The following is a 23,895-nucleotide window of genomic DNA, read 5'->3' as shown; positions in this document are numbered from 1 at the left end:
TTGACGCGCATCGCGGTTAGGCACTGCCGAGGCCTCCCCCGATCGGTGGACATCGATTTCCTCCCCCACGTCGGCCGGTCGCCGGACAGACCCGCGGCGGCCCGAGCGAGACGCTGTAGGCATCGCTGAACCGCGAAGCCACCGACTCGTCCGGGAAGGACACCACCATGACCGCCATGTCGATCGACACCATCGGACCGGAGCCGGTCGACCGCCCGGACGCCGACCGATCCGCTGCCAAACGCCGCGTGATCATGCGGACCGTTCTCGAGATCGGGAGCCCGTTGGTCGCCTTCTACGGCCTCCGTGCCACCGGGCATTCCGAGTACTTCGCGTTGTTGGCCGCGACGGTCGTCGCCGGTATCCCGGTGGCATACGGGCTCGTGAAAGCACGTCAGCTCGATCCGTATTCCGGGTATCTCATGTTGATGTTCGGCCTGACCCTGGCGGTCGCACTGGTCACCACCGACCCCCGGCTCGTGCTGGCCGGGCAGACGCTCGTCGGCGGCGTGGCGGCGGCGGTGTTCCTGGCGAGCTGCCTGCTCGGAAAGCCCATGACACACTTCGTCGCGGCCCGCTTCATGCCGGCTGCCACGGCGCACACCCCGACCACCGCGCTGCACGCGTTGCACATCCGGCTGAGTGCCGTGGTCGGCATCGGCCTGCTGATTCAGGTCGCCATCCTGCTCGGCATCATCTTCACGTTCCCGTTCGACGTCGCCAATGGCTTGGTCAACGTGGTCGGTTCGGTCGTCGTCCTGGTCCTCGGCGCGGTGGTGGCTCTCATGGTCCGCCGTTTCAAGCAGACCCTCGCCGGCTGAGCTGACGCTGCCGCAACAGACCCTGCGCCGCTTCGACGCAGGGTCTGAGCCGCTCTGCCGGACCGACGCCGGCGAGCGCCGGCGCGCGTTGCGGGACTTCCAGTCCGATGACGACGTCGTCGGGAAGAGCCGCAAGGATTTCCAGCAGCGGCAGCTCGCCCTCCCCCGGCACCATGCGTTCGAACATGGCCTCTTCTGCATAGTTGTCGGTCCGCGGCGTGAGCGTGGTGTCACAGAGTTGGGCGTAACCGATCTGGTCGGGAGCGATCGCCGAGATTTCGTCGGCGCCCGAACCCGAGCGCACCAGGTGCATGGTGTCGATGAGGAGCCGGACATCGGGCCGCGAGACCTGTTGGAGCACAGCCAGTGCCGTCGACAGATCGCCGATCGTCAGGCCCGGCACGGGTTCGACGACAGTCTCGATCTGCCGCTCGGCGGCGTGCTCCGCCAGCGTGCACACCTGATCGCAGGTGCGGTCGAGATCCGGGTCGAGGCTGACCACATTGATGCGCGGCACCCCCAGCTCGGCCATCAGGTCGAGATCCCTTGCGAATGACCGCATGTCGGCGCCGGGCAGCACCAGGAATCCATCACCCAGCGAGATGCTGACGCCGCGGTGATGCATGGCGGCCAGCAGGTCAGCCCGCAGCCGGCTGCCGTCCATGAGCGCGAACGGCGGATAGCCCAGTGGCAGCACGGCGAGATTCCGGAGGAAGACCGTGATGTACCGACACCCGAGATCCGCGGCCAGATCCACGAATTCGACCGGCGGCAGGCCGAACACACTCAGCGCCTCGATACCGAGCCGATCCTCAGTCGGTCTCATGCCGGCTGCCGCACCGGAAGGCCGGCGGCCCGGTAGACGGCATCGATGACGGTCATGTTCTCGACCGCATCCTTCGGCGTCGTCTTGACCGGTTCACCGCGCAGTACCGCACCGGCGAAGGCGTCCAGCTGATAGCTGTAGGACGCTCGTCGTGAAAATCGTTCCACGCGTTTGCCGTTCGCGCTGCGGACCGCGAGGCGGTGGTACATCTGGGGCAGCACGGGATTGAAGACCCGCAGCTCGCCGTGCTCCCCGATGACCCGCGCGCTCATCGCGAGCAGGCTCGTCGACCACATACTGCAGCGCACGCGGCCGGTATGCCCTGCGGGATAACGCAATTCGGCGGTCATCGCGCGATCGACGTGCCCGTCACGGAGTTTCGCCTGCGCCGATACGACCTCGGGAGTACCGCCGCCGCCGAAGATGCGCGCCATGTGGATGGCGTAGCACCCGCCGTCCATCGTCGCGCCACCGGCGAGCGCGTAGTTGTACCGGATGTCGGAGAACTTGGGCAGCGGAAAGCACATCGCCGTCTCGACGTGTTGCAGCTTCCCCAGCTCGCCGGAGGCGATGATCTCCTCGACGCGTAGAGCCAGCGGGTGGTAGCGGTAGTGGAACGCCTCCATCACCACGCGGTCCGACGCCGCCGCCCGCTGTGCGATGTCCTGGGCCTCAGTTGCGTTGGCGGTGAACGGTTTTTCGCAGAGCACATGCTTACCGGCGTCGAGGGCGGCCCGGATCCACCTGCCGTGCAGACCATTCGGCAGCGGGATGTACACCGCGTCCACCTCGGGATCTGCGATCAGCGCGTCGTAACTCCCATATGCGGTACCGATGCCGTGACGCGCGGCGAACTGGTCGGCCCGCTGAGTGTCGCGGGCAGCCACTGCCGCCACGACGACGTCGCTGCGGCCCCTCGCCGGTTTGACGAGCGCCAGCGGCGCGATCCGGGCGGCGCCCAGGATGCCGATGCGCACCGGCGGGGCCGTGATGTCGTTCAGCATTCGACGACATTAACGGTGACGGCGAGGCCACCGGTCGAGGTTTCCTTGTATTTGGAGCTCATGTCCATGCCGGTCGCGCGCATCGTCTCGATGACCTGGTCAAGGCTGACCCGGTGGGTGCCGTCACCGCGCAGTGCCATGCGAGCGGCATTGATGGCCTTGCCCGCCGAGATGGCGTTGCGTTCGATGCACGGGATTTGCACGAGACCTCCGATCGGATCGCAGGTCAGGCCCAGGCTGTGCTCCATCGCGATCTCGGCGGCGTTTTCGACCTGTTGTGGTGTGCCACCGAGGATTTCGGCGAGGCCACCGGCAGCCATCGATGCCGCCGATCCGACCTCGCCCTGGCAGCCGACCTCTGCACCCGAGATCGATGCGCGTTCCTTGTACAGGGATCCGATGGCGCCGGCAGTCAGGAGGAACCGGACGGTGACGTCGTCGGGATCGGCCTTGCCCGCCGCGGTGTAGTGCAGCGCGTAGTACAGGACCGCCGGAATGATGCCGGCGGCACCGTTGGTCGGTGCGGTGACGATGCGACCACCCGAGGCGTTCTCCTCGTTCACCGCCAGTGCCACCAGGTTCACCCAGTCCTCGGCGAAGGCCGGGTCGCGCCCGGGGTCTTCCGCGCTCAGCCGGACGAACCAGTCCTTGGCTCGCCGGCGGACCATCAGCTTTCCGGGCAGGTAGCCGTCGCGGGACATGCCGTTGGTCGCGCACGCGAGCATCACATCGCGGATGTGTAGCAGCTGTCGACGCACCTCGGTTTCGGTGCGCGTCGTCGATTCCTGACTCATCATCACCGCACTGATGGGGATGCGCTCGCGGTCGGTGATCGCCAGGAGTTCTGCCGCCGACGTGAAAGTGTCCGCATCTCTGCCACATTCGGGTGGCTGCGCCAAGTCGTCTTCGGTGACGACGAAGCCACCCCCGACAGAAAAATACGTCTCGCCGAAGAGCACTTCGCCGTCGGCCGAACGGGCAGTGATCGTCATCGCGTTGGGATGACGGTCGAGCTGCTGCGCCGGGTGCAGGGCGATGTCGGATTCGGCGAGAGGGAGCTCGATCCGGCCACCCAGCCGGACCGTACCGTTGGCCCTGATGGCCGCCAGCCGCTGTTCCATCTCGTCGGTCTCGATGGTCTCGGGACGGCAGCCCTCCAGTCCGAGCAGGATGGCGGGCATCGTGCCGTGGCCGCCGCCGGTGGCCGCCAGCGACCCGTACAGATCGACTCGAACATCGACGACGTCGTCGATCGTCTTGCGGGCGATGAGTTCGTCGACGAACATGCCGGCCGCCCGCATCGGGCCGACGGTGTGTGAACTCGACGGCCCGATCCCGACGGAAAACAGGTCGAACACGCTGATCGCCATTACAACTCCGGGTAGAGCGGGAACTGTTCGGCCAGGGTACGCACCTGCGGGTCGAGATGTCCGGAATCGGCGGCACCGTTGGCGAGCGGAGCGGCCGCGACGACCGAGATGCTCATGGCTATTCCTCGTTGCGTGCGGCGTAATCGGCTGCGGTGAGCAGGTTTCCGGCCGCGGTCGGCTGCACCTCGAAGAGCCAACCGGCATCGTAGGGGTCAGCGGTAATGATGCTGGGATCATCGACCGCGGCGCTGTTGACCGCAGTGACCGTGCCGCTCACCGGCGGGTACAGCTCGGAGACGGTCTTGGTCGATTCGACCTCGCCACAGGTCTCGCCGGCGGTGATGGCGGACCCGACTTCGGGCAGGTCGACGTACACCAGATCACCGAGGGCCGCGGCCGCGACCGCGGTGATGCCGACCCGCACCGGGGTGTCGGGAAGGGCGGCGCCGGGCGCGATGAGTACCCATTCATGCTCCTCGGTGTAGCTGCGATCGTCGGGGATGACGTTGGTGGCCATGGTGGTCCTTCCTGAAGTGGTCGTCTCGTATTCAGGGGCGACGGTAGAACGGCGCCGGGGTGACTTCGAACGGCTCTTTTCGCCCTCGGACGTCGACCTGCACCCTGGTGCCGGGTTCCGCCAGCGCGGCGTCGAGATAGGCCAGCGCGACGGGGTATCCCAGGGTCGGCGACAGCGTGCCCGAGGTCACGGTGCCCACCGCCTCGTCGTCGTGATGGATGGTGTAGCCGGACCGCGCGGCGCGTCGGGTATCGCCCTTCAGTCCGACCAGCACCCGCTGGCCGTTCTGCGCGGAAAGTTGCTGCAGCGCATCACATCCGACGAAGTCCTTGCCCAGGCGCACCACCTTGCCGAGGCCTGCCTGGTAAGGGTTGATGTCCGCGGTGAGCTCGTGCCCATAGAGCGCCATGCCGGCCTCCAGCCGTAGCGTGTCGCGGCATGCGAGACCCGCGGGTACGCCGCCGGCCTCGGAGGTGGCTGCGAGCAGCGCTCGCCACAGTGCCACGGCCTGACCATTGGGCACGTAGAGCTCGAAGCCGTCTTCCCCGGTGTAGCCGGTGCGCGCGAGCAGCACGTCGATGCCGGCCACCTGAGCATCGATCACCGCGTAGTACGGGAGCTCGGCAACGGCGGCTCTCCGGCGGTGCGGCACCAGCGAGCTGACGATGGCCTCGGACGCCGGTCCCTGCACCGCGATCAGTGCGGTCGCCAGTGACTGGTCATCGACAATCGCGTCGAATTGCGCTGCGCGCCTGACCAGTTCGCGGGCCACGGTCGGCGCATTGGCCGCATTGGCAACGACCAGGAAGGCGTCAGTGCCCAGCCGGTACACCACAAGGTCATCGATGACACCGCCATCGGCGTCGCACATCAACGAGTATTTGGCCCGCCCCACACCAATCTTGGAAGCCTCACCGACCAGCGCGAAGTCCAGTGCTGCCGCCGCTTCCGGTCCCGTGACCGCGACCTCACCCATGTGCGACAGGTCGAACAGGCCCGCCGCCTCGCGTACCGCCCGGTGCTCTTCGAGTTCACTGCCGTACTTGAGTGGCATTTCCCACCCGGCGAAGTCGGTGAAACTAGCTGCCAGGGCGCGGTGTTCGGCCAACAGCGGAGATGCCGGACCAGTGCGGTCACGAAAGCTGTTGTGGTTCTTACCAATTATTGTACGGACAGACATGAGGTGACTCCGGTTCGCGGGGCGTCGACTGCTCGACGCGTCGTTGGGTAGCACCTCCCCGCTCTGTCCTGAAACCTGAGAGTTTTGACGCGTAAGCGCCGTTCACCTTCGGTAAGCGCGGATCTGCTGATCCGCACTGTTCTCCAGAGTTGCCTCGACGCTGCGGTATTTGGGCCTGAGAGATTCCCGGGGAGGACTTGCTCCTACGGCGCCCCGTTTCCGGGGGTTCTCCCACAGCGCGTTGTCGGCGTATTGAGTTGTCTGCGGCAATCGTAGCCTGTCATCTCGATAGATAGGTGCACGGCCCGCGTGTTTGTGCGAACGTCTAATCCTGGGACCGACAGGAGGTGGGCAGGTGCGTCGATGGGTTAGCGCGCTGGCTGTCTCGGCAGTGCTCCTGACGCCTGCCTGTAGCCCGAAGGTCGTCGGCGGCTACTACGTCGAGGATGGCAAGGTGTACTGGACGGGCGGCATCGACTCGTCACCTCGCGAAGTCGCCGGCGCGGACGCCGGCTCCTTCCACAAGCTCTCCAGCGGCTACGCGCGGGACAAGGCGCATGCCTACTACCGCGGGGCTCGGATCGCCGGTGCGGATGTCACCACGTTCGACTGGCTGAATTACGGCTGGGCCAAGGACCGCAACCACATCTGGGCCGGCACCCTGCCCCTCAGCGGCGACCCCGACCACTTCGAGACGATCAACAGCGATCTCGCGAAGGACAGCGGTGCCGTCTACTGCAAGGACCGCGAGATTTCGGACGACCCCGCACACTTCGAGATCCTGCGCATCACCCCCGACGACCGAAACCTGGACTACACCAAGGATATTCACGCGGTGTACTACCGATGCGAAGCGATCCCCGGGGCGGACGCGGCGACCTTCCGCCGACTCAACGACAGCGTTTTCAATTACGCCGTCGACAATCAGCGGGCCTACTACCAAGACCGGGTGATCGCCGGCGCCGATCCGCATACCTTCCGGGTCCTGTACGACACCGCCAATGAGGGCTGCGCCGCCGACGCCCAGCGCGCGTATCGCTGGGACACCGTCATCCCGGATGTCGATCCGCAAAAGTTCCCACCCGGCAAGTCCGTGACGGGATGCGACGGGACGCAGGTTACGTTCGGTCCATGACAGCTGACCATGGAGAACCGCGCCGACCGAGCCGGTTCCTCGTCATCGGAGCGGTGTGTGTTCTTGCGGGGGCGGTCCTGGCGATGATCGCCATGAAGACACACGGGTTCGGCCTCGCCAGGCCTGAGCCGCAGCGCGCGCAAGACGTGGCCCGCGACAGATGCCAAGCCGACGTGCGCAAGCAATTGGCATCGCCCGATTCGGCTCAGCTTTCCGACGTGCGCTCAGTTGCCGGCACGCTGGAGACGGATGGGCAGGACATGTTTCCGCTGATGACCGACGAACCGCTGAAAGGCGTTGACCACAGCCGCATCACCGTGTGGAACGTGTCGGGAATGGTCGACGCCAAGGCCGAAGCGGGCGGCACGATTCGTGACCCTTTCACCTGCCGCGCCTACTTCGTCGACGGCAACTTGGCCGACACCTTGGTTCTGTTCGACCACGCACACTAGCCATCTGCCTCACTGCGGCGGTGGGATGTTTTGTTGCTCTGCTGATTCGGCGGCCGCCGCGGCTTGGGCGGCTTCTGCGGCTTCGCGTTCTTGGCGTTCTTTGCGTTGGCGGGCGAAGGCTTCTTGTGCGGCTTCGCGTTCGTCGATGTCGGCCTGGTTGAGGGCGCGCTCGTAGGCGATCTGCTGAGCCTGGTTCTGGGCACGGGTGCGGCGCCGGATGGGCATCATCACACCCCGGCCAGGAGCCGCGGTGGTGTCCAGATCGGTGTCCTCTGGTGGCGGGTTCGGCAGCGGGGTGTCGGTGACCGTGCGAGGAAACAGGATCCGGCTTTCGGGCACGCTGATGTAGGTGTGACCGGTGGGTGCGGTCCACACAATCGTCCCGTCAGGCTGTTGACGGTCCTGCCACCCATCCGGCCCGCCGTAGAACGTTTTCAGCAGATGGTGTTTGCGGCACTTCGGGCTCAGGTTGCCCGGATGCGTCGGCCCGACCGGCCACGGAATCGTGTGGTCCACATCGGAGGCGGTGGCGGGCTGATCGCAGCCCGGGAACATACAGGTCATGGCCCGCACCCGCACGAACTCATCCATCGCCGCCGACGGCCGATACCGCGACACCTCAGCCAGATCCGCAGCCGAAGCCACGGTGCGGACTTTCGCGCCGCGAGCCACCAAGTCCGCGAGCACCGCCGGGGGCACCACACCACCGCCGAGGACATAACCGACCGGGGTGCGCACCGGCGCTGGGGGCTTGGTGGAAGTCGGAGCGGAAGTCGGGACCGGCGGGTGCGCCGCATGGGCTTCAGGGGTGGGCGCCGACTCAGCCGCCGGAGCAGGTGTATGCGCGGGTCTGCTGGCCGGCACTGGCGTGGACGTGCTGTCGCCGGCCCGTTCGACCCCAGCAGGAGTCAGGGTTTGGGCAGACCGCGAATCGGCCGCCGGTGCAGGCGCGGGCATCGGCGCCACGTCATCCGCCGGCGCGGGCTCAGGCTCAGGTTCGGGTGTGAACACCGGCTCAGGTGCAGGCTGGGTCGGTGCCGGGGTCGGGGGCGCGGCCGGGTCCCCACTGAGCAGCGGGTCAGTCACCGGCACCGGCAGCTGATCGGTGAGCACATGAATCACCACCGCCGCCGCCCGCGCATCCGGCCCAGCCGCCGGGCAATCCGGATCGCCGCACTGGCACACCAACCGATCCCCACGAACCGCCAACACCCCCAACGCGTCAGCCCGCCGCTGACCGAACGTCCGCGGATCGTCCTCACACACCTGCCGGGCCATCTCGTCCAGCACCCGATCCAACAACTCGGCATCGGTGGCCAACAGCGCACCCCAGATCGAGGCCACCCCGGTCTCATCATCGGGCTTGCCCACCCCGACCCCACGCCGCCGCGCAGCCGAGCGCACCTTCAACACCGCGGCCGGGTCGAACTTCTGCACCCAACCATCGATCTTGCGCTCAATCTTCTTGCGCGACAACCCCGCCCACTCCGACAACGCCCCCGCCAACGCAACATCGATCACCGCCAGCGTATTGGGATCCTCCACCAAACGGGTACGCCAACAGATCGTCCCCACCGTCCGCGCCGACACCCCACCATCAGCGAACACCGCCGCCACCTTCGGCAACCGGAACCGCAACGCGACCGCAATCGACAACTGCCCCGACGCTTCGCGCTTCCCGATCCCCAGCGCCGCCCCGACTTCGGCGACCGCAGCATCCCACCCATCACAGGCCCACCACTGCCGGCCATCTTCGTCATCGACACGCAACGCCACCAGATCAGCGATCGCCCGGAACTTCCCGCACTCGGCCACATTCGACACCCGCGCGAAATGCACCACCGCATCGACCACAGAGGCATCGTGAACCAGCACACCGCCGGCCCCGACACCCACATGTTCGAACATATGTACGATTATGCCAGACGGGTCGGACACGTGCCATGTATTGCCGCCGGGTCCCGTGCACAATCGGTGCGTGACCGGCCGACCGCTCAAGCCCTGGCACTTCGTCCTCGTCTTCGGGGTGGTGAGTCTGCTCGCCGACATGGTGTACGAAGGCGCCCGCAGCATCATCGGCCCCTATCTTGCGACCCTCGGCGCGTCCGCCGCAGTCGTCGGATTGGTCGCCGGCGCAGGCGAATTCATCGGATACGGGCTGCGCGTCGTCGCCGGCTATGCCGTCTCGCGCACCCAGCACTACTGGACGTGGACGATCACCGGCTACGCGCTGACCGTGCTGAGTGTCCCGTTGATCGGCGTCACCGGATCTCTCGTTCCAGCGCTGCTGTTGTACGGCACCGAGCGTCTCGGCAAGGCGGTGCGCTCGCCGGCGAAGGACACTCTGCTGTCGCATGCGTCGACGAGCACCGGGCGCGGCAGCGCGTTCGGCGTGCACCAGGCCCTCGACCAGACCGGTGCCATCGCCGGGCCGCTGCTGCTCGCGGCGGTGTTGAGCGCCCACGCGGGCGACTACCGAATGGCGTTCGGCGTACTCATCGTTCCCGGCGTCCTGGTCCTGGTCCTGCTGGGCTGGCTTCGGTTTCGCGTTCCCGACCCGCGGAGCTACGAAGAAGAAGCCGTTCGCGAAGCCACGGAATCCACCCCGGGCAGCCCCGCGGTGCCGAAGCGATTGCCCGCCCAGTTCTGGCAGTACGTCGTCGCGATCGGCCTGCTGTCATGCGGCGTCGCATCATTCCCATTGTTGGCGTTCCATGCCCAGCGCACCGGACTGCTCACCGACGCCCAGGTGCCGATCCTGTTCGCGATCGCGATGGCGGTGGACGGCGCAGCGGGTCTGGTGATGGGCCGGGTGTACGACAAGCGCGGACCGATCGTGCTGCTCGCGGTTCCCCTCGCCGCCGCGTGCTCGGCGATTGCTTTCACCGGTGACCGCACCCTGGTCTGGGTCGGCGTCGCGGTCTGGGGTGTCGTCAACGGCGTGCTCGATTCCACGGTGAAATCGGTGGTCACCGAGCTCGTGCCGGCAAACACCAGGGCCATCGCCTTCGGCTGGCTGGCCCTGTTGCGGGGCGTCGCGTTGCTGATCGCCGGCGGCCTGCTCGGTGCCGTCTACGACATCTCCCCCGGCTACACCATGGCCCTGATCGTCGTGGCGAACATCGCGGCGCTCGCCGGTTTGGTGCCGGTGTTGCGGCGGATCCAGCCGGCCACACGCTGACGCCGCGCTGAAACACCTGGGTGAGGCCTGTTCGGCGCACGCGCCCGCGTGCCTGTCAACCCCTACGTGCCCTGCCAGCGGGACGACCTGCAGAACCGGAAATGCCGATCGCTAACATGAATGCGCTGCTCAGCGCGATCGGCCAAGCGACCCGTAGGACAGATGAGTTGAATACACCAGAACTTGCCAATTGGAACACCCAGGAAGCCCTGGCGGAGGCGATGATTCCGATCGTCGGCACCTTGCACCGCACGCGCGGCGTCACCGTCCTGCTGCACAGCCGGTCGCTGGTGAACAAGTCGGTGATCAGCATCCTGCGCACCCACCGTTTCGCTCGGCAGATCGCCGGCGAAGAGCTGTCGGTGGTCGAGACCTTCCCGTTCCTCGAGGCGCTGGCGAACCTGGACCTGGGTCCGGCCAAGATCGATCTCGGCCTGCTGGTACACGCCTACCGCGCCGATGAGCGTGGCCTCTCGGTCGCCGACTTCGTCGCCGACGCGCTGTCCGACGTCACCGGTGAGAACAAGGCCGAGCCGCAGGGCCCGCGCGACGTGGTCCTGTACGGCTTCGGCCGGATCGGTCGCCTCGTGGCGCGACTGCTCGTCGAGAAGGCCGGCGGCGGCAACGGCCTGAACCTCCGCGCCGTCGTGGTCCGCAGCGGCGGCGCCGATGACCTGAAGAAGCGCGCTTCGCTGCTGCGGCGCGACTCGGTGCACGGACACTTCAACGGCACCATCAAGGTCGACAAGGAGAACAACCTCCTCATCGCCAATGGCAACGTCATCAAGTTCATCTACGCCAACGACCCGTCCGAGGTCGATTACACGCAGTACGGCATCAACGACGCCATCCTCATCGACAACACCGGCAAGTGGCGCGACCGCGCGGGTCTCGAGCAGCACCTGCGTCCGGGCGTCTCGAAGGTCGTCCTGACCGCGCCGGGCAAGGGCGACGTGCCGAACATCGTGCACGGCGTCAACCACCTCGGCCAGGATGTCAGCCAGCAGATCTTCTCGTGTGCGTCGTGCACCACCAACGCGATCGTCCCGCCGCTCAAGGCGATGGACGAGAAGTTCGGCATCATCCGCGGCCACGTCGAGACGGTGCACTCGTTCACCAACGACCAGAACCTGCTGGACAACTACCACAAGGCCGACCGTCGTGGCCGTTCCGCGCCGCTGAACCTGACGATCACCGAGACCGGTGCCGCCTCGGCCGTCGCCAAGGCCCTGCCGGAGCTCAAGGCCAAGATCACGGGCAACTCGATCCGCGTCCCCACGCCCGACGTCTCGATCGCCATCCTGAGCCTGCAGCTCAAGAAGGAGACGACGAAGGACGAGGTGCTCACGCACCTGCGCGAGACGTCGCTGTCGGGCCCGCTGAGCCGCAACCTCGACTACACCGCGGCCACCGACGCGGTGTCGAGCGACTTCATCGGTTCGCGTGCGGCGTCCATCATCGACGCGAACGCGGCCATCGTCGATGGCGACCAGGCGATCCTGTACTGCTGGTACGACAACGAGTTCGGTTACTCGTGCCAGGTCGTCCGCGTCGTGCAGTTCCTCTCGGGTATCGAATACCCGACGTACCCGCGCAGCTGATCCACTTCCACCGAAACGGCATTCCGGCAGGCAAGTTCACGAGACTTGCTCTGCCGGAGTGCCGTTTCGGCGCTAGAGGGGCAGCCCGTAATGCGCGGCGATACCGGTCAGCAGCAACGTGATTCGATGCTGGAAGGCCTCGTCACCGAACGGGTCGTCACCTGATTTCGCGATGGCACGCAACGTCGGAAACTCCGACGGTGAACGTTTGGCGGTGAGCGTGAGAATCCGGGCCAGCCACGGCTGCCCGCTCTCCGAGTACAGGTATTCGCGATGGGCCTCGGTGACACTGCCGACTGCCATGGTACTCACCGATGCCCACACCGCGAGGGCGTCGCTCGGCGACAAACCTTGCGCGGCAAGCGCTTCCACTGCATCGGCGGTGTACTCCATCTCGACGTCATGGCCGACCGCACCACTGACGAACTTCTCCACCAGCGCGGGTTCGGCGGCCAGCACTGTCCGGATGTAGGACGCATAGTCGCGGAGCCAGGTCGCCCAGTGTCCGCCGGTGTACCGCGGCGGCGGTGAGTTCGTCAGGGCACTGACGGTGGCCAGGCGCAGCAGGTCGTGCTGGTTTTTCACGTGATGGTAGAGCCCCGGCAGGCTGATACCGAGATGCTCGGCGACCCGGCGCATGGTGGCGTTCTCGGTGCCGATCTCCAAAACCGCTGCGGCAATGGCACTCTGGTCGACACGCGGCGGCCGCCCCCGGCGGGGTGCTGCGTTGTTGACGCTCATCGGACTCTCCTGGCGACCACTTCCATATTCGGGGTTGACGATAACCGAGAGGACTTTTAATAATCAATATGAAAACTCGCCGGTACCCACAGAAACGACACGATGAACCGAGAAAACCGTCAGATCCTGCTGCGGCGCCGCCCCAACGGTCTGGTCTCCCCCGACGACACCGAGATGGTGACGGCGCCCGCACCGGTCCCCGCAGAGGGTGAAGCACTGCTGCGGACCACCTATGTCGGCATCGACGCCGCTGCCCGCACCTGGCTGGACGGCGAACCCGGTTACCTCCCGGCGCTGGGGCTCGGTGAGGTGGTGCGCGTGGCCGGCATCGGCGAGGTCGTCGAATCTCGTTGCGAGGCCTACAAAGTCGGTGACCTGGTCACCACGCTGACCGGCCTGCAGGACTACGCGATCATCCGCGACGACCTGTTCAGCACGCCGGTGGTCGGGTACACCGACCCTCTCGCGGTGATGTCGATCTACGGCCCCACCGGGGCGACCGCCTACTTCGGCATGACGGGCGTCGGAAAGCCCCAACCGGGCGAGACGGTCGTCGTCTCGGCCGCCGCGGGCGCCACCGGATCGGTCGCCGGGCAGATCGCCAAGATCGCCGGCGCGCGCGTCGTCGGCATTGCGGGCGGCCCGGAGAAGTGTCGCGTCGTGGTCGAGGAGTTCGGGTTCGACGCCTGCGTCGACTACAAGGCCGACGATTTCCCGGCCGCCTTGAGGGCGGCCTGTCCGGGCGGCATCAACGTCTACTTCGACAACGTCGGTGGCGACATTCTCAATGCCGCACTCGGCAACCTCGCCCACCGGGCGCGGGTGGTCATGTGCGGCATCATCACGACGTACCTCAACGGCGACCACCCCGGTCCGTCCAACTACGTGAACCTGCTGTCGACGGCCTCGACGATGCAGGGCTTCATCGCACTCGAGGAGTGGGCACGATTCGACGAGGCCTTCGCCGCGCTCAGCGGTTGGGAACAGCAGGGCCTGCTGGTGCATCGCGAAACCGTTTACGAGGGACTGGAATCCAGCATCGACGCGCTGAACGGTCTGTTCACCGGGGCGAACATCGGAAAGATGCTGGTTAAGATCAACGACCCGGAGCGGTGACGCCGCCGTGCTGACGCCCTTTGACGACTATCCGATTCACGCCTCGGCAGACCCGGTAGGCGTGCCGGCCAGCGGTGACCCCAACCACTACGACCGTTACTGGTTCAACGGCCACCAGCGTGACGGCGACTTCTACTTCGGTGCGGCCATGGGGCACTACCCCGTTCGCGGCATCATCGACGCCGCGTTCAGTGTCGTGAAAGACGGTGTCGAACATTCGATCTTCGCCTCGGGCGCGATGCCCCTGGACCGGTCGGCGACCATCGGCCCCTTCCGCGTCGAAGTCGCCGAACCATTGCGGACCATCCGCTATGTCGTCGAGGACAACGAGCAGAACATATCCTGCGACCTGACCTTCCGAGCCACCACCGTGGCCGTGGAGGAGCCACGTCAACAGCGCCGCACCGCTGAAGGCATCGTGCTGACCGACCACACCAGGCTGACGCAATGGGGGTCGTGGGAAGGGATCATCAGCGTCGACGGCGAGGACCTTGCGGTCAGAGCCGGTGACGTGCCGGGCACCCGGGATCGGTCGTGGGGCATCCGTCCGGTCGGCGAACAGCTCGCCGTGTTGCGCCAACCCATGCCGTTCCAGGTCTTCTGGCTCTGGGCGCCATTGCATTTCGGAGACCGATTCACCCACTACGCGTTCCATGAGCATGAGGACGGCCGCCGGTGGCTGGAGACTGCCGCGGTCCTGGACCCGATGCCGAACGGTGCGTCACCGTGCAGTCGCGTCGGCGTACGCGAGTGTTACGACATCGGCTACGAACTGGACTGGGAGCCCGGGCGGCGCGAAATCCGGCGGGCCCAGCTGTGGTTCACCGATCCCATCGAGGGCGAGACACACATCGAACTGGAGAAGCTCTATACGTTCCGGATGCGGGGTATCGGCTATTGGCACCCGCACTGGGGCCACGGCTCCAATCATGGCCCGTACGAAATCGGCAGGGAATCAATCCGGTTGGGCGATTTCGATCCGACGGACTTCACGTCGCTGCACCTGCAGAACGTCGTGAAGGCGACCATGGGTGAGCGCACCGGGATCGGCGTCGTCGAACAGATCGCCATCGGTCCGCACGCCCCGTCGGGACTCACCGGATTCCTGGACGGCTACCAGGGCTGACCCGGCACGGCAAAGATCTCCCCCGCTGACGCGACCGTCAGTGGCGTACGGCACAGTAGACCCCGGATCGGGGAGCAGTCTCTTGCCGCATCAGCAGAAGGAGGGGTCGAGTTGTCTGACACGAGTATGGTGGCACCGGTACTGCCGGACGGTGGCGTGTTGCCATTCCCGCCGGTTCCATCCGCCAGCATCGCCGGCCGGACGCTGCAGGAGTCGACGTACCAGCCGCGGACCGTCCCCAAGCGGTTGCACGACGACACCCCCAACATCGTCATCGTCCTCATCGACGACGCCGGTCCCGGACTGCCGTCCACTCTCGGTGGTGAAGTGACCACCTCGACACTCGACCGGGTGTGCGCGGAAGGCGTCTCCTACAACAGGTTTCACACCACGGCCATGTGCTCGCCGACGCGGGCCTCGCTGCTGACGGGTCGCAATCATCACGAGATCGGCAACGGGCAGATCGCCGAACTCGCCAACGACTGGGACGGGTACGCGGGCAAGATTCCGCGGTCCAGCGCGACGGTCGCCGAAGTTCTCAAACAGTACGGCTACGCCACCTCGGCTTTCGGCAAGTGGCACAACACCCCGGCAGAGGAAACCACCGCGGCCGGCCCGTTCGAGAACTGGCCCACCGGTTTGGGTTTCGAATACTTCTACGGCTTTCTCGCCGGTGAGGCGTCCCAGTACGAACCCAACCTGGTCCGCAACACCACGGTGGTCGCCCCGCCGAAGACTCCCGAAGAGGGCTACCACCTGTCGGAAGACCTCGCCGATGACGCCATCTCGTGGCTGCGCCGGCACAAGGCCTTCAATGCCGACAAGCCGTTCTTCATGTATTGGGCGAGCGGCTGCCTGCACGGCCCGCACCACATCATGAAGGAATGGGCGGACAAGTACGCGGGCAAGTTCGACGACGGCTGGGATGCCTACCGGCAGCGGGTCTTCGAGCGGGCCAAGGAAAAGGGCTGGATTCCGCAGGACTGCGAACTCACCGAACGCGACGAGACCCTGCCGGCGTGGGACGACATCCCCGAGGACGAGAAGCCGTTCCAGCGGCGCCTGATGGAGGTCGCCGCCGGCTACGCCGAGCACGTCGACGTGCAGGTCGGCCGGATCGCCGACGAACTCGATGCCCTCGGCTACGGCGACAACACCCTGTTCCTGTACATCTGGGGCGACAACGGTTCCTCCGGCGAAGGCCAGAACGGCACCATCTCAGAGCTGTTGGCGCAGAACGGAATTCCCACGACGGTGCGCCAGCACATCGACGCGCTCGATGAGCTCGGCGGGCTGGACGTCCTGGGCTCTCCCCTGGTCGACAATCAGTACCACGCGGGCTGGGCCTGGGCCGGCAGCACGCCGTACAAGGGCATGAAGCTGCTGGCGTCGCATCTGGGCGGCACCCGGAATCCGCTGGCGGTGCGCTGGCCCGCGAAGATCGCCGCCGACACCGTGCCGCGCGACAACTTCCTGCACTGCAACGACATCGTGCCGACGATCTACGAGGTGGTCGGCATCGAGCCGCCGCGCACCGTCTACGGCGAACCGCAGATGCCGCTGGCCGGCGCCAGCTTTGCCCGCACCCTCGCCGACCGGAACGCGCCGGGCGGCAAGAAGACTCAGTACTTCGAGATCATGGGCAGCCGGGCGATCTATCACGACGGCTGGATCGCGTCGGCGCGTGGGCCGCGGTTGCCGTGGGTGCCGGGGCAACCCCCGGGCATCGCGACGTGGACGCCCGATCAGGATGTCTGGGAACTGTACAACCTGGACGAAGACTGGTCGCAGGCCAACGATCTCGCCGCGCAGCTGCCGGAGAAGCTCGCGCAGATGCGGGAGATGTTCGCCATCGAAGCGGCCCGAAACGCCGTGCTGCCGGTCGGTGGCGGGCTGTGGGTTCCGGTGTACCACCCGGAATTGCGGATCGCGCCGCCGTTCCGGGAGTGGCACTTCTCCGGCGACATGATCCGCATGCCCGAGTTCTGCGCCCCGGCACTGGGCAACAAGAACAACGTGGTGACCATCGACGCCGACGTCCCGGAGAACGCATCCGGGGTCCTGTACGCCCTTGGCAGTGGCGCCGGCGGCCTGACCTGCTACCTCGAGAACGGCCACGTCCGCTACGAGTACAACCTGTTCATCCTGCAACGCACCAAGATTCAGTCCGACGCCGCCGTCGCGCCCGGCCGGCACACCATCACGGTCACCACCCAGTACGCCGAGCTGCGTCCCGGTGGCCCGCTGGACATCACCGTCGCGGTCGACGGCGAGACGGTGGCCGCCGGACAGGTGCCGATCAGCGCCCCGCTGCTGTTCACCGCGAACGACTGCCTCGACATCGGCACCTGCCTGGGGTCACCCGTGTCGATGGACTACCGCGAACGCGCGCCCTTCCCCTTCGAAGGACACATCCACCACGTCCACGTCGCCTACACGTAAGGCGGACGCCGTCCTGCCACGGCCCGCGCCATTGCGGACCGTGGCAGGACGCCCCCGAGTCGGGTCAGGTCACCACGTCACCGACGTTTCGACGTGGCCGATCTCCGACTTCTGCTTACCGCCGGCGTCGTGGCAGGACAGCACGACGTTGTAGGTGGAGAAAGTCGGTGCACCACTGAAAGTCTCGGTGTGGTTCCCGTTGGCGGGGACGCTGAACTGCCGGGTGGTCTTGCGCGGCACCAACGGATTCACCGAGTTCGTGGTGGCGACATAGTTGCACGTTGCCGCGAGATTCGACGTGTTCGAGACATTGAAGGCAATACTCGTCGCACCCGGAGCGCCGAACGACGCCTGAATCGCGTCGGTCACCTCGGGAATCGGGGCGCACTGTTGGCCGGCATGCACCGTCGGGGTCGGCGACCCGTCCGGGCATTTGATGTCCGCCAAGGGTGCTGCCTCACACTGTTGTCCCGCAGGCACCGTCGAAGTCTTCGATCCCGGCGGGCAATTCACCGGCGCCTCCTGCGGTTTTGCGGGCGGGGTGTAGTTGTAGTCGGCCCACGGCCCGCACCAGTCGCCTTCGAAGTCCTTCTTGCGGCAGCCCTGGACGCCGATCTTGAAAGCCTTGCCGCCGTTGTCATGTCCCCACCGTGCGGTGGCGCCGTTGATGCATTTGAATTCGTATTCGGACTGGATGCCGTTCCACATGATGTGTACCGCGTCGATGACGTAGTCACCGTGCACGCGAGCACATCCGCCGATGATGCACGTGACGTGGACGTCGCTGTCGGGCGTACAGGTCGCGGTGAGCCCGTTCGACAACTGATCGGCGCTCGCCGCCGGCGGCAGCATCAGACCGAACGTGCACAGACACGCGACCAGAATCGGCGTGACGATGCGTCTCAGATTTCGCCTTCGACTGGGCATGACATCTCCTCGGGCAGCGGAACATGGCAGACGGATCGCGGTGCGCTGGCCAGCTCGAACCACGGTTCGACGCTACGTCCGCGTCACGGCCCGGCAAATAAGGGAACTCCCTATGATGTGCCCGCCGCCGTCAGGCCGGCCGGATCACCGCTCGATCGAATGCACCAGGTCGATGGCGGCACCGAGCGTGGTGAACCGTTCCTCGAGAGTGTCACCCGCCGGGTAAATCCGGACGGTGTCGACGCCGGCATCGCACCACACCTGAAGGCGATCGCGCACCATGTCCGCGGTGCCGATCAAGGTGGTGGCCAGGATCATCTCGTCGGTGATCAGCGCCGCCGCACCGTCGCGGTCACCGGACTGCCAGCGTTCCCGGACCGCGGCCGCGACCTCGGCCCAGCCCTGCCGGCTGTACGCCTGGTTGTAGAAGTTGGTCGAGGCCGAACCCATCCCACCGAGGCTGAACGCCAGCTCGGACTTCCGGGCGTCGATCAGCGTCTTGAGATGGGCCTCGTCGCGGGCGAACGACACCTCGGCGCCCTGGCAGATGTCGAGATCGGCACGCGCGCGGCCTGAGCGCCCGAGACCGTCGTCGAGGTGGGCGAAGTAGGCGTCGTCGGCACCTTCGGGGACGAAGCTGGTGCCGAGCCAGCCGTCGGCGACCTCGCCGGTGAGCCGCAGCATGGCGGGTGTGAGACTCGCTATGTAGAGCGGCATTTCGTGCTCCGCCCGCATCGACAGGCGCATCGGCTTCACGTCACCGCCCGGCAGCGGAATCTGGAACTGGCTGCCGCTGTGCGTGACCCGCTCGCCCGCGACAACTTGCCGGATGATGTCGATGGTCTCCCGCATCCGGCCCAGCGGCTTGGCGAACGGTACGCCGTGCAGTCCCTCGATGACCTGGGGTCCCGATGCGCCGAGGCCCAGCAGGAAGCGCCCGCCCGACAGATTCGACAGCGTGATCGCGGCCTGGGCGATGGCCACCGGCGTCCGGGTGCCGAGCTGAATGATGCCCGAGCCCAACAACATCCGTTCCGTGCACGCGGCGTAGTACCCGAGTGCCGACGGCGCGTCGGATCCCCACGCCTCGGCGACCCAACAGATGTCCAGGCCCAACTTCTCGGCCTCGGAGACGAAAAGCCTTTGATAATTCCAGTTTCCGAGGCTCGCAGCCTCGACCGTCGTCGCGGCGCGCATCAGCTCTCGGCCCGCTGCTTGATGTACGCCAGCGCGCACTGCATCCCGGACTCGAATTCGCGCAGCCGGTTGAAGACGATCTTCTGTTCCTTGTCGGGCATCCGGGCAATCGCCAGAGACAACCCTGACGGTGCGGGGCCCATCTGGGCCCATTCCGCCAACCGGGTCCCGGTGCCGTCGGGTTGCAGGCTCAGGCGCCACGTTGCGGTCGGGTTGCCGGCATCGCCGATGGCCCAGGCCATCACATGTTGTGGTTCGTACTCGACGATCTCGCACTCCGTCGACCACTCCCCGAGTGCGGGATGGCTGTTGTGGCCGACGAAACGGGCACCCACACGCGGTGCGTCACAGTCCCCGAGCCATTCGACCCGCTGCAGCTCGGGGCTGCACTCGGGCATCACCGTGATGTCCGACGCCACTTCCCAGACCCGTGCCACGGGCGCGTCGATCCACGTCGACACCTCGACGGTCGGGGCGTCGGCATACACCGCACCGGTCCATTCCATGGTCTCAACTTCCCTTCGGGGTAGGTGCGCCTGCGGCAAAGAGCGTCCGGGCTGCCAACAGCAACTTCAGTTCGGCGTTGACATCATCGAGCGGCTGCAGGCTCGACGTGGCCCGGCACATGGTGATGGCACCTTCGATGGCACCGAGCGACATGGTGGCCAGTCGGCGGGCAACCACGGTGCCGACGCCGTCGGCCACCAGACAGTCGGTGACCAGCTGGTGCCAGGTGCGGAAGATCTGATTGGCGTGCTGCGCCAGCGCCGAACCCGGTGCGGCGCTGACGGCAATGGACACCACCGGGCAGCCGACCGCAAAGTTGTTCTGGCCCAGCAGCTTCCGCCAGAATCCGGTCATGGCATCGACGACGGCCGCCGGGCCGTCCGGTGCCGCCCTGGAGATCAGCCGGGAGATGGCATCACCGCTGAGCTGCGCGGCCTCGTCGATGATCTGAGCGCGCCCGCCGGGAAAGTGATGGTAGATGGAGCCTCGCGGCGCGCCGCTGCGGCTCAGCACATCGTCGAGCGTGACACCGTCGACGCCCCGCTCACGCAGCAGTTCGACGGCGGCGACCACCATCGACTGGCGAGTGTCGGGCGGCATGGGGCGACTCCTGACGGGCGGAACGATTGACTCGAATTATGATCGTGTTCATATCGAGGAGTCAAGAACCGCCCGCATCCGACGCGTGCGAGCAGTATGGACGTGCGTCAACGCACCCGAATATGAGGCGATTCATAACCGGCCGCGTGGCGCCCGGCGCTTACAGCGAACCGTCCAGATAGGCGGCTCTGCAGGCGCGGCGCGCCAGCTTCCCGCTGGTGGTGCGCGGGATGCCGCCGGCAGGCAGCAACCGGACCTCGGCGACGGTCACGCCATGACGCTCCGAAACGAGCGCATGGACCGACTCGATCGCGGGCCGGGGATCATGGCGCGCCGTGCCCGAGGCACGTTCGGCGATGATCACGAGCTGTTCGCCATCCTCGCCCGGCACGGTGAAGGCGGTCACGTAGCCGCGCCGCACCAATGGTGACGCGTCGGCGGCCGTCGTCTCGATGTGCTGCGGATAGTGGTTCTGCCCACTGATCGTGATGACGTCGGCGAGACGACCCGTGACGTACAACTCGCCGTCGAGGTAGAAACCCAGATCACCTGTCCGCAACCAGGATCCGTCGACATCGGCGCCGTCGGCGTGACTGTTCAGCGGCAAGGTGCTGCGCAGCCGAGCGTGGAAAACCTCTCGGGTCTCCTCTGGCCGGCCCCAATAACCACGGCCGATGTTGTTGCCCTGCAACCAGATCTCGCCGACGCGACCGTCGGGCTGTTCGGTTCCGGTGACCGGGTCCGCCAGCACCACCCAGAGACTGCTCGCCGGCTGCCCGCACGCCACCTGCGCGACCGCGCCCGGTGCGTCCTCGGCCACCGGCACCGCCACACCGGACGCCAGCTGCGCGCGGTCGAAGTACCGCACCGTCGCCTCCGCGTCGGGCGCGATGTTGGACACGAAAAGTGTTGCCTCGGCAATGCCATAGGACGGCTTGATCGCCGTCTTCGGGAGTCCATACGATTCGAAGACCGCGTTGAAGCTCTTGATGGCGTCCATGCTGACGGGCTCCGAGCCCACGATCATCACCACGTTCGCCAGGTCGATGTCGTCACCCGGGCTCGGCGCACCACGATGCGCCGCCCATTCGTAAGCGAAATTCGGTGCCGCGGTGACCACTCGGCCGACCTTCGAGCCGTCCGACAACGCCTGGATCCACCGCAACGGCCGGCGGACGAACGCCGTCGGCGACATCAATGTCGAGTGCCCGCCGTACACGGTGGGAAAGCCGATCATCGACAGACCCATGTCGTGATACAACGGCAGCCAGCTGACGCCGTGGGTGTTGCGATCCAGCATGTCGATGGACAGGATCATCTGAATCAGGTTGGTGCCCACCGCTTTATGGGTGATCTCCACGCCGACGGGCGGGCGGGTCGCCCCCGAGGTGTACTGCAGGTGCGAGACATCGTCGATCTCGAGGTGGACGGGTTCGAACGAAACGCCCTCGTCGTCCGGCACCTCGTCGATGGCGACGACTGCCGGCGTGCCCAGGTCCGGATGCGCGGCGAGGAATTCAGTGACGGCCGGCCGCGCCGCCGCCGTCGTCACGATCGCTGCCGGTCGCGCATCGTGGAGTGCGGTGTCCAACCGCTCGGCATGCCCCGGCAATTCGGGCGCGAACAGCGGTACCGCGATGGCGCCGGCCTTGATCGCCGCGAAGAACCCGGCGACATATTCGAGGCCCTGTGGCGCCATGATGGCAACGCGGTCACCGCGCTCGGTGACGGACTGCAGCCGGGCCGCGATGGCCGCCAGTCGCACCCCGAGTTGGGCCCAGGTCACTTCGTAAGTCCGCGCTTCGGTGCCGGAGTAGTCGAGGTAGCGGTATGCCACCATGTCGGGGAGATGCGCGATGTTCCCATCGATCAGGGCGATCAGCGTCGCGCCGGGCGGCAGCGTCACCGCCCCCGATTCGTCGACGCAGTCCTCGATCTGGAAAAGGCCGCTGCCCGGTGTCATGGGTCCAGCCTATGCGCACCCTTGAAAGGGGCTGCGCCGCTACACATCTATCTGTAGTTGTTCACCGCCGCGACCACTCGTCTGCCAACAACTCGTAGGAGCGCACCCGGTCCCGGTGGTCGTGGGTGATGGTGGTGATGATCAATTCGTCGGCCCCGGTCGCGTCGCGTAGCCGTTCCAGCTTGTCGGCGACCTGTGCGGCGGTCCCCACGAACTGGGTGTCCACCCGGTCCGCGACGAGCTCACGATCGGCGGCCGTCCAGGTGTGCGTCCGCGCTTCGGCCGGGGTCGGGAACGGGATGGCGCCTTCGGCGGTGCGGATACTGCGCACCCACAGGCCGTATCCGGTGGCGAGTTCGCGGGCCGTGGCCTCATCGTCGGCGACGACGACATCCGCCGACACCGCGACGTACGGCTCGTCGAGTTCGGTCGATGGACGGAACGCGGCCCGGTAGGCGTCGGTCGCCTCGAGGACCGACGATGGTGCGACGTGGTAGTTGCTGGCGAACCGCAGTCCTCTGGTCCCGGCGACCTCGGCGCTCTCACCGCCGCTGCTGCCCAGGATCCAGATCTGGAGGTCGGCGCCTTCCCCGGGCACGACCTGCGCCGCCAAGCCGTCGGCGTCGCGGTAGACGCCGGCGATCAACGCCAGGATGTCGCTGATCTGGTCGGTGTAGTCCTGCGATTGCGCGCCGGGCAGCTGCAGGAGTGCCCGTTGGAGGGCGAACCGGGGTGACTGCAACAGCGGGCGCGGATCGAACTTCGGTGGAATCAGCAGCCCGCGCGCGCCGTTGCGGACACTCGGAGCGCCCACCGCGGCACCCACCGGGACTTTCGGTTCCCGCGGCTTACCACCGGAGCGCCCCAGGCCGAGGTCGAACCGGCCCGGGTGCAGCGCGTCGAGCAGACCGAACTCCTCGACAGTCGCCACCGCGGTCCGGTGACCCATCTGCACCGCCCCCGAGCCCAGTCGGATCGTGGAGGTCTCCGCCGCGGTCAGCGCGAGCAGCACAGCCGGCGAGGTGCCGGCGATACCGGGATTGAGGTGGTGTTCGGCGAACCAGTAACGCGCGTAGCCGAGGGCCTCCGCGCGCTTGGCGAGGTCGATGCTGTTGCGTAGCGCCTGCGGCGCAGTCGAACCCGACGAGATCGGCACCAGATCGAGCACGGTCAGTGGAGTCGCCATGAG

The 23,895-nt window shown here is 66.7% G+C and carries 21 protein-coding genes and 1 riboswitch; of the genes, 8 read left to right on the top strand and 13 right to left on the bottom strand.

Annotated features, from left to right (window positions below; translation table 11 throughout):
- The first annotated feature begins 167 nt into the window (after positions 1-167).
- Positions 168-821, top strand: coding sequence for a VC0807 family protein (locus VXD91_RS04300; RefSeq protein ID WP_346414718.1), 654 nt, complete (start codon positions 168-170; stop codon positions 819-821).
- On the opposite strand, the gene VXD91_RS04295 is transcribed toward VXD91_RS04300, so the two are convergent.
- The 5 genes from VXD91_RS04295 to gcvT form a co-directional block, all read right to left on the bottom strand.
- Entirely contained in the window at positions 799-1,647 is an 849-nt protein-coding gene (locus VXD91_RS04295) for a sugar phosphate isomerase/epimerase family protein (protein WP_346414717.1), read from the bottom strand. The genes VXD91_RS04300 and VXD91_RS04295 overlap by 23 nt on opposite strands.
- Entirely contained in the window at positions 1,644-2,651 is a 1,008-nt protein-coding gene (locus tag VXD91_RS04290; protein ID WP_346414716.1) for a Gfo/Idh/MocA family oxidoreductase, read from the bottom strand. Before VXD91_RS04290 ends, VXD91_RS04295 begins: the two co-directional genes overlap by 4 nt.
- The gene (locus tag VXD91_RS04285) at positions 2,645-4,021 is read right to left on the bottom strand and encodes an L-serine ammonia-lyase (protein ID WP_346414715.1); all 1,377 of its coding nucleotides are present in this window, start codon (positions 4,019-4,021) and stop codon (positions 2,645-2,647) included. Before VXD91_RS04285 ends, VXD91_RS04290 begins: the two co-directional genes overlap by 7 nt.
- Before the next feature lie 118 nt (positions 4,022-4,139).
- Positions 4,140-4,538: a glycine cleavage system protein GcvH gene (gcvH, locus tag VXD91_RS04280; protein WP_346414714.1), complete on the bottom strand. Its 399-nt coding sequence runs from the start codon at positions 4,536-4,538 to the stop codon at positions 4,140-4,142.
- Positions 4,539-4,569: 31 nt separating this feature from the next.
- On the bottom strand, positions 4,570-5,718 hold the full coding sequence (gene gcvT, locus VXD91_RS04275) for a glycine cleavage system aminomethyltransferase GcvT (protein WP_346414713.1): 1,149 nt from the start codon (positions 5,716-5,718) through the stop codon (positions 4,570-4,572).
- A gap of 153 nt (positions 5,719-5,871) precedes the next feature.
- Positions 5,872-5,962: riboswitch (glycine riboswitch) on the bottom strand.
- A gap of 111 nt (positions 5,963-6,073) precedes the next feature.
- Between gcvT and VXD91_RS04270 the strand changes: the two genes are divergently transcribed.
- Both VXD91_RS04270 and VXD91_RS04265 read left to right on the top strand, forming a co-directional pair.
- Entirely contained in the window at positions 6,074-6,853 is a 780-nt protein-coding gene (locus VXD91_RS04270; RefSeq protein ID WP_346414712.1) for a DKNYY domain-containing protein, read from the top strand.
- Positions 6,854-6,936: 83 nt separating this feature from the next.
- Positions 6,937-7,305, top strand: coding sequence for a hypothetical protein (locus tag VXD91_RS04265; protein WP_346414711.1), 369 nt, complete (start codon positions 6,937-6,939; stop codon positions 7,303-7,305).
- Positions 7,306-7,314: 9 nt separating this feature from the next.
- Here the strand turns inward: VXD91_RS04265 and VXD91_RS04260 are convergent, their stop codons facing one another.
- Entirely contained in the window at positions 7,315-9,213 is a 1,899-nt protein-coding gene (locus VXD91_RS04260) for a DUF222 domain-containing protein (RefSeq protein ID WP_346414710.1), read from the bottom strand.
- Between the two features lie 70 nt (positions 9,214-9,283).
- On the opposite strand from VXD91_RS04260, the gene VXD91_RS04255 reads away from it, so the two are divergent.
- Together VXD91_RS04255 and VXD91_RS04250 are read left to right on the top strand one after the other, a co-directional pair.
- Positions 9,284-10,486: an MFS transporter gene (locus VXD91_RS04255; RefSeq protein ID WP_346414709.1), complete on the top strand. Its 1,203-nt coding sequence runs from the start codon at positions 9,284-9,286 to the stop codon at positions 10,484-10,486.
- Positions 10,487-10,653: 167 nt separating this feature from the next.
- Entirely contained in the window at positions 10,654-12,087 is a 1,434-nt protein-coding gene (locus tag VXD91_RS04250; RefSeq protein WP_346414708.1) for a glyceraldehyde-3-phosphate dehydrogenase, read from the top strand.
- Positions 12,088-12,159: 72 nt separating this feature from the next.
- On the opposite strand, the gene VXD91_RS04245 is transcribed toward VXD91_RS04250, so the two are convergent.
- Positions 12,160-12,828, bottom strand: coding sequence for a TetR/AcrR family transcriptional regulator C-terminal domain-containing protein (locus tag VXD91_RS04245; RefSeq protein ID WP_346414707.1), 669 nt, complete (start codon positions 12,826-12,828; stop codon positions 12,160-12,162).
- A 102-nt stretch (positions 12,829-12,930) separates the two neighbouring features.
- Between VXD91_RS04245 and VXD91_RS04240 the strand changes: the two genes are divergently transcribed.
- The 3 genes from VXD91_RS04240 (at position 12,931) to VXD91_RS04230 (ending at position 17,512) form a co-directional block, all read left to right on the top strand.
- A complete protein-coding gene (locus VXD91_RS04240) occupies positions 12,931-13,944 on the top strand; it encodes an NADP-dependent oxidoreductase (protein WP_346414706.1) in 1,014 nt (337 codons plus the stop codon).
- A 7-nt stretch (positions 13,945-13,951) separates the two neighbouring features.
- Positions 13,952-15,070 (top strand): hypothetical protein, encoded by a 1,119-nt coding sequence (locus VXD91_RS04235; RefSeq protein ID WP_346414705.1) that lies wholly within the window; start codon positions 13,952-13,954, stop codon positions 15,068-15,070.
- Positions 15,071-15,196: 126 nt separating this feature from the next.
- A complete protein-coding gene (locus VXD91_RS04230; RefSeq protein ID WP_346414769.1) occupies positions 15,197-17,512 on the top strand; it encodes an arylsulfatase in 2,316 nt (771 codons plus the stop codon).
- A gap of 69 nt (positions 17,513-17,581) precedes the next feature.
- Here VXD91_RS04230 and VXD91_RS04225 read toward each other — a convergent pair whose 3' ends face one another.
- The 6 genes from VXD91_RS04225 to VXD91_RS04200 form a co-directional block, all read right to left on the bottom strand.
- The gene (locus tag VXD91_RS04225) at positions 17,582-18,439 is read right to left on the bottom strand and encodes a hypothetical protein (RefSeq protein ID WP_318985075.1); all 858 of its coding nucleotides are present in this window, start codon (positions 18,437-18,439) and stop codon (positions 17,582-17,584) included.
- 144 nt (positions 18,440-18,583) lie between these two features.
- Positions 18,584-19,636: an LLM class flavin-dependent oxidoreductase gene (locus VXD91_RS04220; protein WP_212811448.1), complete on the bottom strand. Its 1,053-nt coding sequence runs from the start codon at positions 19,634-19,636 to the stop codon at positions 18,584-18,586.
- Positions 19,636-20,142: an SRPBCC family protein gene (locus tag VXD91_RS04215; protein ID WP_212811449.1), complete on the bottom strand. Its 507-nt coding sequence runs from the start codon at positions 20,140-20,142 to the stop codon at positions 19,636-19,638. The genes VXD91_RS04220 and VXD91_RS04215 overlap by 1 nt, the downstream gene beginning before the upstream one ends.
- A gap of 4 nt (positions 20,143-20,146) precedes the next feature.
- Positions 20,147-20,743, bottom strand: a complete 597-nt coding sequence (locus tag VXD91_RS04210; RefSeq protein ID WP_212811450.1) for a TetR/AcrR family transcriptional regulator — start codon at positions 20,741-20,743, stop codon at positions 20,147-20,149.
- A gap of 160 nt (positions 20,744-20,903) precedes the next feature.
- Positions 20,904-22,706 (bottom strand): fatty acyl-AMP ligase, encoded by a 1,803-nt coding sequence (locus VXD91_RS04205; RefSeq protein ID WP_212811451.1) that lies wholly within the window; start codon positions 22,704-22,706, stop codon positions 20,904-20,906.
- 61 nt (positions 22,707-22,767) lie between these two features.
- Positions 22,768-23,892 carry an LLM class flavin-dependent oxidoreductase gene (locus VXD91_RS04200; RefSeq protein ID WP_346414703.1) on the bottom strand — a complete coding sequence of 375 codons (1,125 nt, stop codon included), beginning with the start codon at positions 23,890-23,892 and terminating at the stop codon, positions 22,768-22,770.
- Positions 23,893-23,895: the final 3 nt, after the last annotated feature.

This window comes from Mycobacterium sp. SM3041, from assembly GCF_039668335.1.
In the GTDB taxonomy this organism is placed as follows: Bacteria; Actinomycetota; Actinomycetes; order Mycobacteriales; family Mycobacteriaceae; genus Mycobacterium.
Note: the sequence above shows the minus strand (reverse complement) of the source record. Positions and strands in the feature narration are given on the sequence as shown.